Here is a 16,465-nt window from a genome sequence, read left to right as displayed (position 1 = left end):
AGGAGGTATCGTGATGAAAGAAGCAACTCAAAAAATCCGTCGCCAGCAAATTGTTTATGAAGTTCTAAACGCCGTTACCCACGGTGTTTCGTTTGTGGTGGCAATTATATTATCAATTATGCTTGTTCATAAGGCAATCCAGGATGGCCATTCAGCCGTTGCCGTTACCAGCCTGATTATTTATAGTGCGACCGTTCTTTCGCTATACCTGGCATCCACTTTACTCCACTGTTTTGTCTTTACCAGAGCCAAACGGGTCTTTCAAATTTTGGATCATAGCAACATTTTTATTCTGATCGCGGGAACTTACACACCGTATTGCATTATTTTCGTTCATGATTGGTCTGGTTATTTATTATTGGCCAGCATTTGGACGCTTGCGATCGGTGGAATTGTTAGTCACGTGGTCTTCCATGGCCGTTTTCAGAAAACTGAAACGACGATATACGTTGTCATGGGTTGGATGTGCCTGCTTTTGGGAAAAGCACTTTATGCTAATCTGAGTACTAGCGGTTTTTGGCTGCTGGTCGCAGGTGGCGTGACATTCACGGTTGGGGCACTGATCTACAGTATTCCCAGAGTTCCAGGGATGCACCTGATCTGGCATTTCTTCGTGATGGGCGGCACACTCACCATGTTTCTTTCAATTTACTTTAATATTTAGCCGGATTGATCATTTCAAAAAGTAAATGGAATAACTATTACATTTAAAATTGTCTTGACTTATTTTTCTTTGGTGGTAAATTACAAGTATCAACAAATTAAAAATAAATAATAAACATGAAGTTACGATTAGAAAAGTAATCGCTGGTTTCACATAAAGAGAGCCCCGCTGGTGAGAAGGGGAAGCGAACAGTGATGAACACACATCTATGAACTGGATGATTGAACCAAGTAGGTTGTCCCGCTAGTGAGCGTTACCACGGCTACTGTGACTGTTCTCCAATTGGATGACTAGTTACGAGCAGCGTAAGGTCGTTTTTGTAAGGAAACGATAAACGTGAGGTGGAACCGCGAATTTTCGTCCTCAGATATTGCTTAGGCAATGTCTGGGGACTTTTTTATTTCATAGGATTTGATTGTGACGAATTGTTTGGCCAGCGGAAATGGAGAGTGGAATTTATGCAAATTATCGAAGATTCTTTAGATCAATTATTAAAACAGGTTGCCATCAGGACTAACGCGGTTGCGAACCGTGAAGAGGTTGAACAGGCTGTTCGGGAAATCATTTCAAATGTCATTAAAGATGGTGATGAAGCCGTCAAAATGTATGAAAAGAAGTTTGACAATGTCGACTTGGACAGTCTGAAGGTGACAGAACAAGAAATTGATGATGCATACGCCCAAACCGATGATAAAGTCATCCAGGCACTGGAGTTGGCAAAAGAAAATATTATTTCATTTCACAAGATGGAAGTGGAAGACAGCTTTATTGATGCCAAGAAAAAAGGCATTATCCGGGGTGAAAAGATTGCGCCGCTCGCAGCAGTTGGCTTATATGTTCCTGGTGGTACGGCAGCTTATCCATCTTCAATTTTGATGAACGTGATTCCTGCCAAGATTGCCGGGGTTGATCGAATTGTCATGGTCACACCACCACAAAAAGACGGGTTGAATAAAGCCGTTCTTGCTGCAGCTAAGATTGCCGGAGTCGATGAAATCTATATGGTCGGTGGTGCCCAAGCGATCGCCAGCCTAGCATACGGGACAGAAACGATTCCGCAAGTTGATAAGATTACTGGTCCGGGTAACGTCTTTGTTGCAACCGCCAAAAAGCAGGTTTTCGGTCAAGTTGATATTGACATGATTGCCGGCCCATCGGAAATTGGTGTCATTGCCGGATCACAGGCTGTTCCCAGCCAAGTCGCAGCTGATTTGCTCTCTCAGGCTGAACATGATAAGCTGGCACGGCCAATCTTAGTCACCGACGACCGCAAGCTTGCCGACGCCGTGAGTGCAGAAATGGATAGACAAGTGGATTTGCTGCCACGAAAAGAAATTGCCAAAGCAGCCATGGATAATGAAGGCTTTATCGCAGTGGTTGATGACATTGATGATGCGTTTACCTTGATGAATGCCGTCGCACCAGAACATTTGGAAGTTCAATTACCAGACGCGATTGAATATTTAAACCAAATTAAGAATGCGGGTTCCGTGTTCCTTGGATTCTCTGCTTCCGAACCACTTGGCGACTATCTGGCAGGGCCCAACCACATTCTACCAACTGGTGGGACAGCGCGGTTCTTCTCACCTCTGGGCGTACAGGATTTTGTTAAACGAACACAATTTGTTTCCTATACTAGAGAAGCTCTCAAGAAAGAAAAGGATGCCATCACAACCCTTGCTCGAGTTGAAGGATTGGAAGCTCATGCAAGAGCCATTGAGAGCCGATTTGATGACTAATGTGATTGCAATGCTGTTGTCTGTTTGTAATATTGTTTACAAAAGTGGCATCAAATTACTTAATTAATCATTATCTTATGAAATAACATTTTTTCTAATCACGCACCATGAAGCCTTTGACAGCACTTTTGTGTCAGAGGCTTTTTCTGTAAAACAATTGTAGTTAGATGGAAAAGTAAAGATTGAGAAATCAATGATATACTTTTTAATAACAAACGGGAGGCGGAATAATGAAAAAATTTATAGGCATCATATTCACAATGGCTGTCATTTTCGGAATTCAGTTAACAGCTCTTCCGGCCGATGCCAGTGCCAGCGCATCCACGACTACCCCCAAGGCGCTTCGGGGGACCTGGTTTGAATATCGTGGCGAGGGTAAGTTCAATATCATTAAGATTACCACCCACAGCTTTACGACTAACGGTAAGAGCTACACCCCATCGAAGAAGAGCGACCGAAAGTTGCAAGTGTCTAAATGGGGATCATGGTATCTATTCAACAAGTCCAAGTCATCCAGTAAAGATTTGGGCCAATACAAGGCGACAAAGCAACTAATCGGTGGTTCATACAAGCGGGTATTGATAAAGTATCGTGGAATTGGGACTTATCACGTATTCCCAAGCCACAAGTATGAACACAAGTATTCATACAAAGTGTTGGATTAATTTTATAGGTAACAACCTTAAGCAGTTTGTTAGATTTGAATTGCCTGATCATTTATAATGAGGACAGATATTCAAACATGAATTGCATAGGGGGATGTTATCATGAAAAAAATATTTACCGTATTTTGTATACTGTTTGTCCTGCCACTTGGACTGTTTGGCTGTTCTTCAAATTCGAATAATTCTGGCAGCCACACGTCGACCAATACTCAATCGGCCAAGTCCAACTCAGCTAGTACTTCTGAAGCGTCAAGCAACACCTCTTCTTCAAAACGGGCAGTTAAAGTCCGTTATGAGAAGATGAACCTGACGACGACCCTGGATCACGAGTATCGAGAAGAACATCTATATAAGTATGTTCCTGGAACAGTGGATCAGAATAAAACTTATTCATGGGACAATCTGAATGTTTCTGCCAAAACAAAGGTTTATGTCGACAAGAAGGCTGTCGCAACGTTCAAAGATAATGATGATAACGAGTATGAGCATGAAGAATTTTACCGCATTAAGTTAGGCAGTCGACAATCCAATCAACAATATTGGGTTAACGATGATGTTTTACAAAACGATCATGAAGACGATTATGATGACTGACAATTTAAACACTTGCATTTCTTTTTGATTGGTTGTATTCTATTGACAATCAAAAAAGGAGGTGATGCTTTTTGAATAGTGGAATATCTCTTAAAGCATCAGCTGTGGAGAACGAATTAAAATAGTTGATGCATTAGGAAAGGGGACTCGCAAATCAAGTGTGGGTCCTTTTTTGTAGTGTGCGACAAGCAACGAGTGATGCGGTGTGTAAAGGGGCGGTGATTAAAATCCTGATTTTGGATTTAAATCACCGCCCCTTTACACGTTAGCAGCAGTTGCGTCGAAGCATAGCTCAAAGGCCGAAGGGAGCAGTCAATAAAATTAATGCACTAACCCTGTAACATATAGAACTGATAACACCCAACAACGAACGTAGTGTGTTCATCGTTGGGATTTTCTATTTGTGTAGCACCAAGGAGGCAAGGCATTTCACGCCGTCGGGGGGTCAAGGGCGTCGCCAAGTATCCTAGGCAGCCTTCGCAGGCCATCGGAGATAGTTATCGTTTTGTCGTCATACTGACAACTAGCCGTCCAAACTGAAAAGGCTTTATTCACCACCCACGAAATAAATAATTGATTTTTCCATCCAAATTCCTAGAAAATCTATGTAAAAACCTGTAGTATAAACAAGTTGTGATTTTTAGAAATTAATAAAGGGGATGAGAAATCAATGAAAACATTCAAGTTTCAAAGCTTCGTTTTAGTTCTTATTGCATTTGTATTGGGGTTCAGTGAATTCCTAATTGTGGGGATCCTGGATGATTTGAGTACGCAGTTTAATGTGCCTGTGGCAACGGTTGGGTACTTGGTCACCGCCTTTGCGATTGTTTATGCGATTAGTACGCCGTTTATCACGATCTTGATTGGTCGTTTCAATTTGTTTTGGGATTTGATGGCGACAATGACTGTTTTTACAGTAGGCAATATTTTGAGCTTTTTGGCACCCAACTTTTTTACGCTGGCTCTGTCACGAGTAATCACTGCCATGGTTGCCGGCGTATCAATCTCTCTTGGGCTCACTTTTGCCGGGTACATTGCGCCTATGTCAAAGCGGGGATGGCTGCTTTCCTGGGTGTTTTCCGGTTTCTCAATTGCCTCAGTTGTCGGCGTGCCGCTTGGAACTTGGATTTCAACCAGGTTTGGTTGGCGAATCTCATTTTTGACGGTTATTGTCGTTTCCACAGCAACGATGATCATGATTTTTCTCAGTTTGCCAAAGGACTTTAAGCAGAGGAAGAGTACCGTTTCAGGTCAGTTGGCGTTATTGAAAAACCATAAAATTCAACTTGGCATGTTATTGCCAATGTTCAATTTGGCCGCCATTTACGTGTTCTATACTTATTTGCGACCAATTATTACGACCCAGCTTCATTTTTCAATCCCAATGCTAACCATTCTATTGTCGGTATTTGGAATCTCAAATATCATTGGAAATCGGGCCAGCGGTAAGTTGAGTGAAGGGCCTGGAATGAAGCGGATGCCAGCTGTTTTTATTGCACAATTCTTGTTGATGATGCTGATGCCGTTTGCGTTCAACTTTAGTTGGCCTGGGGCAATTTTGCTGACTCTTGTGATTTTTACCATGCCGTTGCTTAATTCACCGATTCAGCTGTTTTTCCTTCAAATTGCCGAGCGGGAGTATCCTCAGTCAATCGTCCTGGCATCTTCTTTGAATTCAATTTTCTCTAATTTTGGAATTGCTCTTGGATCGGCTACCGGCGGTGTGATTGTCAGCACGCTGAGTCTAAACGGCGTTGGTCCCGGAGGTGCAGTATATGCAGTTGTTTCCCTCGGCCTTGTGTTATGGCTCAATTATTTAACTTCGAAAGGGCTTTCCACGAGTTCCAGTAACTTGTAAAATGTGATTGAATATAAAAAATAGTGGGTGAGCGTATGAATGGATTTATTGGTGAACTTTTTGGAACGTATGTATTGATTGTGCTGGGAACCGGAGCGTGTGCGGGAGCTAATCTTAAGCAGGCGTATGCAAAAGGTGCAAATTGGACATTTATCAGTGTTGCTTGGGGAATGGCAGTTACAATGGGCGTTTATGTGGCTTCATCGCTGGGATCATTGGGCCATTTGAATCCGGCAGTCACAATCCCTTACGCAATCTTTGGATTATTCCCATGGTCTCAAGTTGTTCCATACCTGTTGGGTCAGTTTATCGGGGCGTTCTTGGGCGCAGCCACCATCATGGTTATCTTCTATCCACACTTTAAAGCAACGACCACTGAAAATGGTAATACGGTCGGAATATTTGCTACCAGACCGGCCATCTATTCGCCGTTATCCAACTTTTTATCAGAAGTTGTGGCAACTTTCATCTTTGTATTTGCATTATTGAATTTGGGGAATTTCAGCCTGGGTCTCAAGCCGTTGGTGGTTGGCTTATTGATTATGGTTGTTGGTCTTGGCGTGGGGACTACTACCGGATTTGCTTTGAATCCCGCCCGTGATTGGGGGCCACGGTTTGCTTATTCAATTATTCCGGTTCCCAACCGTGGCAGTGGCGAGTGGTATTATTCTTGGGTCCCAATGTTTGGCCCGCTTACTGGAGGTATCATTGCGGCAGCCGTCCAAGTTATGGTTAAATAGAAGCTATTAATAAAATTGGAGGCATTTATGGACCGCGTAGGATTAAAATTAGAAGCTAAGCGCATCATTAACAGCCATTTTCCATTCTTTATCTTATTATTTCTCCCGGCAATTATTATTCAACTGGGATATTCTGTGGCCTATTCGATGAATCCGCTCCATGAAACTGATATGAACCATGCCTTTAATCAGATTATTCAGGGAACGGCACGATTTGGCAGTAATGAAATGTTGAATCTGTGGGGAATTTCCACGTTTATTTCGATTATTTCCGGCCTGCTGTTGTCGGGAATGATGTTTGTCTGCATCGATATTATTCGAAATAAGACAAAGTTCGATCAGCCGGTCACCAAGTCGTTTACAATTCTGAACCATGGGCAGTATTTCATGGGTGCAATTATGATTGGAATCTTAACGACTGTTTTGACCTTATTGTGGTCGATCCTGTTCATTGTTCCCGGGATTATTAAAGGATTTGCATATTCGCAGGCATTGAATATCTATCGGGATTCCGTGGATGCCGGCAAACCAATTGGCTACCTTGAAGCAATTACCAGAAGTCGACAGATGATGGTTGGCCATAAAATGACCTATTTTATCATGGACCTGAGTTTTATTGGCTGGTACATCCTTAATTCATTTACTTATGGTATTTTATTGCTATGGCTGCAGCCGTACTTTCAGCTGTCATTTGCCAACTTTTATGTCAAAGTTGCACAGCTTTCAGAAGACAAATAAAAAGTCGGGGCAATTGCCCCGACTTTTTATTTAGTCACCCAATGCCTGAGTGAGATCAGCGGCCAGATCCTGTGGATTTTCCAAACCGGTTGATAAACGTAACAGTTCGTCGGTAATTCCGAGCTTTAACCGGTCTTCTTTGGCCATGTCACTGTGGGTTTGAAGAGATGGAATTGTCAACAGACTTTCCACACCGCCCAGACTTTCGGCGAATGAAATAATTTTTAGATTTTTGAATAAATGATCGACTTGATCCATGTTCTGAAGATAAAAGCTGATCATCCCACCGACACCGGGATACAGCACTTTTGTGACTTGTGGAAGTTTCTCCAAACACGCTGCGACATATTTGGCGTTGCTTGTGTGGCGCTCCATTCTAACCGATAACGTTTTTAAGCTTCGTAACAGCAACCATGAATCGAACGGATCAAGGGTGACGCCAGTCGTATTGAAGTTGAATTCCAACTCGTCGGCAATTTCTTTTGACTTGGCAATGACACAACCGGCCAGCATGTCGTTATGGCCGGAAAGATACTTTGTGGCACTGTGAACCACGATGTCCGCACCTTCACGCAGAGGTTGTTGGTAAACAGGAGTTAAAAAGGTGTTGTCGACACAAACCAACGTGTTTTTATTGGCATCATGAATGAGATCAGCAACTTTTTGAATATCAATAATTTTCATGGTTGGATTGGATGGAGTTTCCAGCCAGACGGCTTTGGTTTTTGAGGTGATCAATTCACTCAACTTTTCATAATCTTTACCATTCCACTTATTGAATTTGACGTTATAATGATCTGCTAAATAATCAAAGTAGCGAAATGAACCGCCGTACAGATCATCTGACGTAATGATTTCATCGCCGGATTTGAATAATGAAAAGACCAGTTGAATTGCCGCCATACCGGAACTAACCGCGAATGCATTGGCACCACCCTCGAGCTGTGCGAGTGTCTTCTGAAGCACGCTTCGAGTAGGGGTTGAGAGGCGGGAATACGAATATTGCTTGTGCGGATCAAAGGTTTCGGCATCTTCCAAATCCCGATGCCTAAAGTTCGATGTTAAGTAAATGGGTGTGGACACAGAATGATACTGGTCGTTGTTATCCCGGTTTCCTGCTTGTGCGAGTAATGTATCGATATCGATTAATTTGTCTGACATATGATCTTTCTCCTTTAGATAATTAAATAGTTGAATAAATTAAAAAAGCCTTCACCCTGAGCAATGCCGTTAACATTGTTCAGGGTGAAGGCTTTTCCACGATACCACCTGGCTTTACTGGAGTTTCACAACCCCAGCCTCAATAAGTACGCTATACAAAAATATAGGATACTCGGCAAAGTAACGCTTGCTGACGTCGAATTGGCCCTTGGACCGCATCGGAGTTCAGAGATCATCTTCACGTTTTTAATCAGTCTTCTTTCACCAACCGAAGCTCTCTTTATCAGCTTAAAAGCGTTACTCTTCTCATCTACACTTAAGTAAATTAAAATTTATTTCATTGTAGGATAATTTTGGGATAAGGTCAATGACCTAATCAAAAACAATCGTATATTTATTCACAATCTTTTCACTTCTAATGGCGTCGATGGGTGGGAGAACCAGTCGATTTGTAAACATAGTTCTATTAAAAACCCTTTATTTACAAGTAAAAAAAGTCCCTAACCGAATTTGTTTAAAGGGGCTGAACTGCTTGTTGAGCCTATTTACATATTTTTCACAAGATGTTAGCATGAAAGCGGTTTATAAATTGAATTATTTTTTAGGAGGAAGAAATTATGAAAGAAAATTTTGATTTTTTGATGCCAAGTGTTAACTTCTTTGGCAAAGGGGTCATTAAGAAAATCGGTGATCGGGCAAAGATGCTGAACATGAAAAAGCCGCTGATTGTGACTGACAAGTTTCTGCGGGGCATGGATAACGGTCCGGTTGCTCAAACCCTTGATTCGTTAAAAGCCGCTGGCGTCACGAATGTCATTTTTGACGGAGTTGAACCCAATCCAAAGATTCGTAACATTGAAGCCGCTAAGAAAGTCTATCTGGACAACGACTGTGACAGTATTATCACGGTTGGCGGCGGTTCAGCTCACGACTGCGGCAAAGGAACCGGCATCATTTTGACCAACGGTGATGATATTACGAAGTTGGCCGGAATCGAAACTTTGGAAAATTCACTTCCGCCATTGATGGCTGTCAATACGACTGCCGGAACAGCTTCGGAACTTACGAGACACTGTGTTATCACCAACGAGAAAACCAAGTTAAAGTTTGTAGTTGTCTCATGGCGTAATATTCCACTGGTTTCGTTTAATGATCCAATGTTGGAACTGGATGTACCAGCCGCAATGACTGCCGCTACCGGAATGGATACATTTGTCCAGTCAATCGAACCATATGTGTCAACCAACCGTAACGAAATCACCGATGGTCAATGTATTCAAGCAATTAAATTATGTGAAGAAAGCTTGCGTGAAGCCGTTGCGAACGGTCATAATCTGGAAGCTCGAACCAAAATGGTTGAAGCAGAAATGTTGGGTGGTATGGCCTTTAATAATGCTGACTTAGGTTATGTTCATGCCATGACTCACCAGCTTGGCGGCCAATATGATGCACCCCATGGTGTCTGCTGTGCAATGCTGTTGCCAATTGTTGAGGAATACAACTTGGTTGCATGCCCTGAACGATTTGCTCAACTCGCAAAGGCAATGGGTGAAAATACTGATGGCTTATCAACCAGAGATGCGGCAGAACTTTCAATCAAAGCAATGCGTCAAATGGCCGATGATGTTCACATTCCACGCAGCATTAAGGCAATTGGTGCCAAACCTGAAGACTTTGAGTTGATGGCAGAAAATGCTTTAAAGGACGGAAATGCTTTCTCAAACCCACGCAAAGGCACAAAGGAAGAAATTGTAGAACTGTTTAAAAAGGCATATGAGATGAAGTAATGCGCAGCGAAGCCGGTTAAGGCTAAGAGCGTAATTAGAGGCATGCAGGGATGGATGATTTATTCATTACTGTGCGTCTCTTTTGTTTTCGAAATGGGGTTTTAATTCATCGCCAAGATGGCCTTCAGTGAAATATTAATTCAAAACCTTCCAACAATCTTCACACTTTCTTCACAACTTCCCACACATATTCATATATGATTATAGTGTGAATAAGGGATCATAATAGAAAATGGATTCAAGAATCAATATTGGAGGGCGATTAAGATGAAAAAGTTTGAACTGACGGATGCCGCAATGCTTCTGCTAATTCCACTGACGATGATTGGCTTTTCTGCCAGCATCCACACCCACAACAATGATATTTCAACAACCAAAGCAGCACAGGTGAATAAAATTGGGGAAACAATCGATACTGAATATTCCGGCAAATCGGACCTGAACAAAGGATCCGTGCGGCCACTTTATTTCCAAGCATCAAGGGTATTTAGTGTTAAATATCGGATCGTTAACTTCAAAACGGTGCTCGATGAAGATTACCGCGAGGAAAAGCTTTATCGCTATGTACCCGGCGCTAAGAAGAACAACCGCACATATAGTTGGAAAAAGATCAACGGCCATACCGGCAAACGGGTTTACGTTGATAAGAAAGCCAAAGCCTATTATCGCGATGACGACGGCGAAAGAGAAAGTGAAGATTTTTATCGGATTCGAGTTTCAGCCAACAAAACTGCCACTCGTTATTGGGTAAATGAAGACGCAATTGATGACTAAAAAAAATAATGAGGTTGTTTACCAGGATGATTGGTAGACAATCTCATTTTTATGTTAATTATGGTAAATTATATGTATCAAATAGTTTAACAGGAGGTGCACTTTGAACATTCTGGTTACTGGCGGTGCAGGTTTTATCGGTTCAAATTTCATTCATTATCTGTTGGGAGACGGGTTGCATGATCACATTATTAATTTTGATAAACTGACATATGCTGGCAATTTAGCAAATCTGGCAGATGTGGCCGATGATTCTTCTTACACGTTTATCAAGGGTGACATCGCAGACAAGACTGCTGTGGAAGCGGCTATCAATGATTATCACGTTGATGCGATTGTCAATTTTGCGGCAGAATCACACGTCGACCGTTCAATTTTGGATCCGGATGCCTTTGTCCGCAGTAATTACGTTGGTGTCAGCACGTTGTTGGATGCGGTTAAGACATTTAAGGTAGACAAGTTTGTTCAAATTTCAACTGACGAAGTATACGGCAGCTCTCGCCCTGGTGAACAGTTTTCTGAAACTGCTGATTTGAATCCGAGTTCACCATATTCGGCGACCAAGGCAGGGGCCGACTTACTTGTGCTGGCCTATTTTAAAACTTATGGCTTAAATGTTAATATCACCCGGTCCGCCAACAACTATGGCAAGCTTCAATTTCCGGAAAAGTTGATCCCGCTGATGGTGACCAATGGGATCTTAGGCAAGCCATTACCGGTTTATGGTGATGGAACGAATGTGCGTGATTGGTTGAACGTCGCTGACAATTGTCGGGCGATTGACGCTGTCTTGCGTCGCGGGCAGGCGGGTGAAATTTATAATATTGCGGCTCACAACTATGCTAAAAATATCCAAATTGTTAAAAAAGTGATTAATCATTTGAATATCTCCAAATCACAGATCGAGTATGTGGCTGATCGGCCGGCAAATGACCTGCTTTATTCAATCGATGATGCCAAAATTCGACATGAATTGGGTTGGCAGCCAAGGGTTGATTTTGATGCAGGAATTGATCAGACGATTGATTGGTACGTCAATCATGAACAATGGTGGCGGCCTTTATTAGGAAAAGTTAAAAATAGATAGTGGGGTGGCATGATGAAGATTGGTTTTATTGGAACAGGCGTGATGGGAACCGGGATGATTCAGAATTTATTGAAGGCCGGTTATCAAGTAACGGTCTACAACCGCACAAAAGCGCATGCTCAAAAAGTGCTTGCCGCGGGTGCCGAGTGGCAGGATACGCCAGCAGCAGTGACGCGTTTAAGTGACGTGGTTATCACAATTGTCGGCTTTCCAGCAGACGTTGAAGAAGTTTATTTTGGCAGGGATGGCATCTTTAGTACTGCCCACTCCGGCCAGATATTGATTGACATGACGACCAGTTCACCCAGCTTGGCCAAAAAGATTGCTGATACAGGGATTGGCAAGCAGATTGGCGTATTGGACGCGCCGGTTTCAGGCGGTGACGTTGGTGCTGCTCAAGGAACTTTGACGATTATGGTCGGTGGTCATCCGGATACTTTTGAAAAAGCAAAGCCAATTTTAAGTGCAATGGGTTCGGCAATCACCCGGTTTGGGGATGCCGGTCAGGGGCAAAATGCCAAAATGGCCAATCAAATCATGGTGGCCGGGACGATGACTGGGATGATTGAATCATTGATGTATGCTCAGAAAGCCGGAATTGATCTTGATCAGATGATTGAGACGATCAACGGTGGCGCTGCGGCCAACTGGAGTATGACAAATTATGGGCCAAGAATTCTAAAGAATGATTTTAAACCCGGATTTGCGGCCAAACACTTTTTAAAGGACCTTCGAATTGCTCTGGATTCTGCAGACGAGATGAATCTTGATTTACCGGCCACGAAAGTCGCACGAGACCTATATGAAAAGATGACCGATCAACTTCATCTTGGTGACTTGGGTACTCAAGGATTGATGAAAGTGTATGATAATCAATAATTTAGTGTAAAAGAAAAAGCTGTGGAATGAATTTCCACAACTTTATTTTTTTCGTTCTTTTCGGCGCTGATTTGCAACGACTAAGTTGATGATAACGGAAACCAGCAGGAAGATGGATGCTAGAATCAGCAGGCCAATTTTGACATCGCTTGGAAATCCGGACTTTTGAATGAAGAATGCCAGTGCGATTGAAATGATCAACGAAACATCTGCCACAATTAACTTTGGAGAAAATCCCATACTTTTCACACCTTTCAAAAAGCATTATAACAAACATTTTCCACATTGCCGTAACATCTTAAGAAAGTTTGTCTGCAGGAGTAAAATTGATATAATAGAGCTATTAATTAAAGTCAGGTGAAAATGATGGCAGAGTTGAACGGCAGCGATGCGTTTATTGATACAGACAAATTGATCTTTGGAATCGGTCAGGTACAACAGATTACAGGTGTCTCGGGCCGACAATTACGATACTGGGAAGAGCAGGGATACATTCAATCATTGAATCAGAAAAAAGGCGCCGCCAGAGAATATTCGCTCCACACGCTGTTCTTCGTTTTTCACGTTACTCGATTCCTAAAAGACGGGTTTACCCTTCAAGCAGCAGTCGACAAAGCCAAACAATTTGACCGTCAGCTGCCCGTTCTTCGCCAGTTCTTGCGATCCCAGCTCAAGGGAGTGGATTTTGAAGATGATGAAAGCATTCTGGATTTAGGCTATGTGGATGCATCTCACCATCAGCGAATTTTTGGCGTTGTCAAAGACGGCGAAACATATTTTCGAATAAAAGATGTTTAGGTAATAATTGAGCGAACAAATAAAGCGCGGGAATTTTCCCGCGCTATTTTTATTGTGTGACAGATGAATTGAAGTTTGTCACACGGCATTATTTTGCTTCTGCATCAAACTTCTTGTACAAGCCGATGATTGTTTTGTCCTTTAATTCAACCGGTTTACCATCCAAGGTAACTTCAACGATTTTGTAATAATCTTCCAAATCAGGAATTTCCAACCGCTGATTAGCTACAAAAGCTGCTGCCGATTGGTATTCGATGGACTCTGTGCCGGCGCCATTTTCATACTTAATTTTTAACATCATGTCACTTTCTTTCTATATAGAAGACTGATTCTCCATATACTTTAATTTTAGATTGAAAGTTTTTGAAATACAACTAACTGGCATTATGAAATTAGTGTGAAGATTGTTTGACTTTTTTGAGACTTTAAATTTGTTGGAAAAATTGTGCCATGATATATTATGAGTGGGGAATGGCAACGAATTTTTAAATTGAATTGGAGTAGTTGACGTTTAATTAGGGGGAATTGAATGTTGAAGTTTAAGCCTTTTTTTGTTCTTGTGTTAACAACGTTGATAGTAATGATCGGATTTGCTGCGATTGGCAGTCAGTCAAGTTCAGCTCAGACCATTAAGTTTACCAGCGCTATGCACACCAGCAAGAATTTGACTTATAACGGAACAATCAAGTATTACGTTAAATCAGATGCCAAAAAATATTCGCCTGAAATCTCATACGCCACCAAAAAATGGAACAGGGCCCTAGGTAAAAAGGTATTTAAACCGACGACCAACATTGGCCATTCCCGCTTGGTCTTTACCGGAACCAATAAGCTCGGGCGAAATTATGCGGGTGTAGCAGAAATAAATAGTGGTGTGATTGCATTAAACACGTCGTGGATGAATCGATATAATCAGCAGAAACGGCGGGCGGTTGTGATTCATGAATTGGGTCATACATTTGGAACGAAAGATTTGTATGCATATCCGAATGCTGATTTGCGAGGCATGTTTAAGAAGCAGACCATAATGGGCGGAAATTATTCCACTCATATTAAAAGTTTCGATACAAAGCTTGCCAAATGGACATTGAAGAAAACCCGGACGATGTCACAAACCGAGTTTCGACATTACCGTTCAAACACGGGACTGTATTATCAGCAGATGCTCAACGGCCGTCTTTGATTTTCATCAGGATTCCATTGACAATGCAGGTTGCAACCACTATGATTAAACTATTGTTTTATGGATGTTGAAGCAGTACGATAGTTGGTCATTTTGAGAATTAAGAAACTCAGCGGGGATGTGAGCTGGGCGAATGGCCGACGAACATACAGCTGCCGAGTCTTTAACTAAGTTAGACGGATCATCTCGTTACCGATGAATTGAGTGGTTGCTGGACCTGTTCCAGCAAGAACTTGGGTGGTAACGCGGAAAACTTTCGTCCCTGGCAATTAATTTTGCCGGGGACGTTTTTATTTTAGGAGGAATTATTAGATGAACATTTTGGAAGAATTGAAGTGGCGTGGCGCCATCAACCAGGAAACTGATCATGATGGTTTGAATGACTTGGTCAACAAAAAGTCGGTCGGAATTTATGTTGGAATCGATCCGACTGGTGATAGTATGCATATTGGTCATTTAATTCCGTTTATGATTTTGAAACGATTCCAGTTGGCAGGACACCATCCGGTGATTGTTATTGGCGGAGGGACCGGTTCAATCGGTGACCCAAGTGGTAAGAAATCCGAACGGGTCCTCCAGACGATGGATCAGGTTCGCCACAACCAAGACGCCCTTACTGCCCAAATGGAAAAATTGTTTGGTCAGGATGGTAAGTTTGAAATCGTCAATAACTATGACTGGCTTTCAAAATTATCATTATTGGATTTCCTGCGGGACTACGGTAAGTTGTTTAACGTTAATACGATGCTGAACAAGGAAATTGTGGCTAGCAGATTGGAAGTTGGAATTTCCTTTACTGAATTCACTTATCAAATTCTTCAGTCCATTGATTTTCTGCACTTATACCGTCACAACGATGTTCAAATTCAATTAGGCGGCGCCGATCAGTGGGGTAACATTACATCCGGTACTGATTTGATCCATAGAGTTGAAGGCCAGGATGCCAAAGTGTTTGGCTTGACCATTCCGCTGTTATTAAAATCTGATGGAACCAAGTTTGGCAAGTCTGAAGGCGGCAATGTCTGGCTCGATCCCGAGAAGACAAGCCCATACGAGTTCTATCAATTCTGGATCAACCAAGATGACCATGATGTTATCAAATACCTGAAGTACTTTACCTTCCTGTCACAAGATGAGATTGCCGACTTGCAGAAGAAGGTTGAAACCCAACCTGAGAAACGTGAAGCTCAACGGAAACTTGCTGAAGAAGTCACTGAGTTTGTTCACGGCAAAGAAGCGGTTAAGCAGGCTGAACATATTACTGCAGCATTGTTCTCTGGAAACGTTGCCGACTTAACGACGGCAGAAATTGAACAAGGATTCAAGAATATGCCATCAGTTGAGGTGTCTTCAGAGCCACTTAACATTGTGCAGTGGCTGGTTGATGCAACCAAGATTGAGAAGTCTCGTCGTCAGGCAAGAGAAGATATCACCAATGGAGCAATTCGAATTAATGGCGAAAGAATTGAAGATGTTGATTATGAAATCAATCCGGCTAATAAATTTGATGGTAAATTTGTCATTGTACGTCGAGGCAAGAAGAAGTACTTTTTAGCAAGAGTTAAATAGTAGGAAAGACAGATCGAATTCGATCTGTCTTTTTTTAGTTGACATACCTCGCAAAAGTCGGTATATTATTTAGTGCGGCTTTCGCAAGAATGACTTCTTCGACAAGTCACAAATTTTAAAAAATCATTGACACTGAATGGTCGTCATGATAATATTAAATAGTTGTCAAAAGCGATGAATAAGCGCTTCCGACAACCAGTAGACCTTTGAAAACTGAACAAAATTTTCG

The 16,465-nt window shown here is 42.1% G+C and carries 17 protein-coding genes; 14 read left to right on the top strand and 3 right to left on the bottom strand.

All coding sequences use genetic code 11. From position 1 onward, the window contains the following. Nucleotides 1-13: 13 nt before the first annotated feature. The 7 genes from trhA to FD17_RS04970 all read left to right on the top strand — a co-directional run bounded on the left by trhA (nt 14) and on the right by FD17_RS04970 (nt 6,998). Nucleotides 14-664 carry a PAQR family membrane homeostasis protein TrhA gene (gene trhA, locus FD17_RS05000; protein ID WP_057824228.1) on the top strand — a complete coding sequence of 217 codons (651 nt, stop codon included), beginning with the start codon at nt 14-16 and terminating at the stop codon, nt 662-664. 458 nt (nt 665-1,122) lie between these two features. Then, nucleotides 1,123-2,403 carry a histidinol dehydrogenase gene (gene hisD, locus FD17_RS04995; RefSeq protein WP_057824226.1) on the top strand — a complete coding sequence of 427 codons (1,281 nt, stop codon included), beginning with the start codon at nt 1,123-1,125 and terminating at the stop codon, nt 2,401-2,403. A 230-nt stretch (nt 2,404-2,633) separates the two neighbouring features. Next, nucleotides 2,634-3,068, top strand: coding sequence for a hypothetical protein (locus FD17_RS04990; RefSeq protein ID WP_057824224.1), 435 nt, complete (start codon nt 2,634-2,636; stop codon nt 3,066-3,068). Between the two features lie 102 nt (nt 3,069-3,170). Next, entirely contained in the window at nt 3,171-3,662 is a 492-nt protein-coding gene (locus FD17_RS04985) for a hypothetical protein (protein WP_057824222.1), read from the top strand. A 670-nt stretch (nt 3,663-4,332) separates the two neighbouring features. Beyond that, a complete protein-coding gene (locus FD17_RS04980) occupies nt 4,333-5,520 on the top strand; it encodes an MFS transporter (protein ID WP_057824220.1) in 1,188 nt (395 codons plus the stop codon). Between the two features lie 35 nt (nt 5,521-5,555). Beyond that, on the top strand, nt 5,556-6,260 hold the full coding sequence (locus FD17_RS04975) for an MIP/aquaporin family protein (protein WP_057824218.1): 705 nt from the start codon (nt 5,556-5,558) through the stop codon (nt 6,258-6,260). 27 nt (nt 6,261-6,287) lie between these two features. After that, a complete protein-coding gene (locus FD17_RS04970; protein ID WP_057824216.1) occupies nt 6,288-6,998 on the top strand; it encodes a DUF975 family protein in 711 nt (236 codons plus the stop codon). A gap of 30 nt (nt 6,999-7,028) precedes the next feature. Here FD17_RS04970 and FD17_RS04965 read toward each other — a convergent pair whose 3' ends face one another. Then, on the bottom strand, nt 7,029-8,159 hold the full coding sequence (locus FD17_RS04965; protein ID WP_057824214.1) for a trans-sulfuration enzyme family protein: 1,131 nt from the start codon (nt 8,157-8,159) through the stop codon (nt 7,029-7,031). 617 nt (nt 8,160-8,776) lie between these two features. On the opposite strand from FD17_RS04965, the gene FD17_RS04960 reads away from it, so the two are divergent. The 4 genes from FD17_RS04960 to FD17_RS04945 all read left to right on the top strand — a co-directional run bounded on the left by FD17_RS04960 (nt 8,777) and on the right by FD17_RS04945 (nt 12,686). Beyond that, a complete protein-coding gene (locus FD17_RS04960) occupies nt 8,777-9,946 on the top strand; it encodes an iron-containing alcohol dehydrogenase (RefSeq protein WP_057824213.1) in 1,170 nt (389 codons plus the stop codon). Nucleotides 9,947-10,213: 267 nt separating this feature from the next. Beyond that, nucleotides 10,214-10,720: a hypothetical protein gene (locus FD17_RS04955; RefSeq protein WP_057824211.1), complete on the top strand. Its 507-nt coding sequence runs from the start codon at nt 10,214-10,216 to the stop codon at nt 10,718-10,720. A gap of 103 nt (nt 10,721-10,823) precedes the next feature. Then, nucleotides 10,824-11,807: a dTDP-glucose 4,6-dehydratase gene (gene rfbB, locus FD17_RS04950; RefSeq protein ID WP_057824209.1), complete on the top strand. Its 984-nt coding sequence runs from the start codon at nt 10,824-10,826 to the stop codon at nt 11,805-11,807. Nucleotides 11,808-11,819: 12 nt separating this feature from the next. After that, a complete protein-coding gene (locus FD17_RS04945) occupies nt 11,820-12,686 on the top strand; it encodes an NAD(P)-dependent oxidoreductase (protein ID WP_057824207.1) in 867 nt (288 codons plus the stop codon). A 42-nt stretch (nt 12,687-12,728) separates the two neighbouring features. On the opposite strand, the gene FD17_RS04940 is transcribed toward FD17_RS04945, so the two are convergent. Then, nucleotides 12,729-12,926, bottom strand: a complete 198-nt coding sequence (locus tag FD17_RS04940) for a hypothetical protein (RefSeq protein ID WP_057824205.1) — start codon at nt 12,924-12,926, stop codon at nt 12,729-12,731. 123 nt (nt 12,927-13,049) lie between these two features. Here FD17_RS04940 and FD17_RS04935 point away from each other — a divergent pair, with 123 nt between their 5' ends. Beyond that, a complete protein-coding gene (locus tag FD17_RS04935) occupies nt 13,050-13,484 on the top strand; it encodes a MerR family transcriptional regulator (protein WP_235803174.1) in 435 nt (144 codons plus the stop codon). Nucleotides 13,485-13,572: 88 nt separating this feature from the next. Here the strand turns inward: FD17_RS04935 and FD17_RS04930 are convergent, their stop codons facing one another. Next, nucleotides 13,573-13,782 (bottom strand): hypothetical protein, encoded by a 210-nt coding sequence (locus tag FD17_RS04930; protein ID WP_057824201.1) that lies wholly within the window; start codon nt 13,780-13,782, stop codon nt 13,573-13,575. A gap of 231 nt (nt 13,783-14,013) precedes the next feature. On the opposite strand from FD17_RS04930, the gene FD17_RS04925 reads away from it, so the two are divergent. Both FD17_RS04925 and tyrS read left to right on the top strand, forming a co-directional pair. Continuing rightward, nucleotides 14,014-14,667, top strand: coding sequence for a zinc metalloprotease (locus FD17_RS04925; protein WP_057824199.1), 654 nt, complete (start codon nt 14,014-14,016; stop codon nt 14,665-14,667). 312 nt (nt 14,668-14,979) lie between these two features. Next, nucleotides 14,980-16,236 (top strand): tyrosine--tRNA ligase, encoded by a 1,257-nt coding sequence (gene tyrS / locus FD17_RS04920; RefSeq protein ID WP_057824197.1) that lies wholly within the window; start codon nt 14,980-14,982, stop codon nt 16,234-16,236. Nucleotides 16,237-16,465 lie beyond the last annotated feature (229 nt).

Source organism: Lentilactobacillus sunkii DSM 19904 (assembly GCF_001435575.1).
Taxonomy (GTDB): Bacteria; Bacillota; Bacilli; order Lactobacillales; family Lactobacillaceae; genus Lentilactobacillus; species Lentilactobacillus sunkii.
Note: the sequence above shows the minus strand (reverse complement) of the source record. Positions and strands in the feature narration are given on the sequence as shown.

Bases quoted from the DNA above. Each gene is read 5' to 3' on its own strand.
- FD17_RS04970 (WP_057824216.1), top strand. From the start codon at position 6,288: ATGGACCGCGTAGGATTAAAATTAGAAGCTAAGCGCATCATTAACAGC.
- tyrS (WP_057824197.1), top strand. From the start codon at position 14,980: ATGAACATTTTGGAAGAATTGAAGTGGCGTGGCGCCATCAACCAGGAA.
- FD17_RS04985 (WP_057824222.1), top strand. From the start codon at position 3,171: ATGAAAAAAATATTTACCGTATTTTGTATACTGTTTGTCCTGCCACTT.
- FD17_RS04965 (WP_057824214.1), bottom strand. From the start codon at position 8,159: ATGTCAGACAAATTAATCGATATCGATACATTACTCGCACAAGCAGGA.
- hisD (WP_057824226.1), top strand. From the start codon at position 1,123: ATGCAAATTATCGAAGATTCTTTAGATCAATTATTAAAACAGGTTGCC.
- FD17_RS04930 (WP_057824201.1), bottom strand. From the start codon at position 13,782: ATGTTAAAAATTAAGTATGAAAATGGCGCCGGCACAGAGTCCATCGAA.
- FD17_RS04955 (WP_057824211.1), top strand. From the start codon at position 10,214: ATGAAAAAGTTTGAACTGACGGATGCCGCAATGCTTCTGCTAATTCCA.
- FD17_RS04945 (WP_057824207.1), top strand. From the start codon at position 11,820: ATGAAGATTGGTTTTATTGGAACAGGCGTGATGGGAACCGGGATGATT.
- trhA (WP_057824228.1), top strand. From the start codon at position 14: ATGAAAGAAGCAACTCAAAAAATCCGTCGCCAGCAAATTGTTTATGAA.
- FD17_RS04940 (WP_057824205.1), bottom strand. From the start codon at position 12,926: ATGGGATTTTCTCCAAAGTTAATTGTGGCAGATGTTTCGTTGATCATT.
- FD17_RS04960 (WP_057824213.1), top strand. From the start codon at position 8,777: ATGAAAGAAAATTTTGATTTTTTGATGCCAAGTGTTAACTTCTTTGGC.
- FD17_RS04975 (WP_057824218.1), top strand. From the start codon at position 5,556: ATGAATGGATTTATTGGTGAACTTTTTGGAACGTATGTATTGATTGTG.
- FD17_RS04990 (WP_057824224.1), top strand. From the start codon at position 2,634: ATGAAAAAATTTATAGGCATCATATTCACAATGGCTGTCATTTTCGGA.
- FD17_RS04935 (WP_235803174.1), top strand. From the start codon at position 13,050: ATGATGGCAGAGTTGAACGGCAGCGATGCGTTTATTGATACAGACAAA.
- FD17_RS04925 (WP_057824199.1), top strand. From the start codon at position 14,014: ATGTTGAAGTTTAAGCCTTTTTTTGTTCTTGTGTTAACAACGTTGATA.
- FD17_RS04980 (WP_057824220.1), top strand. From the start codon at position 4,333: ATGAAAACATTCAAGTTTCAAAGCTTCGTTTTAGTTCTTATTGCATTT.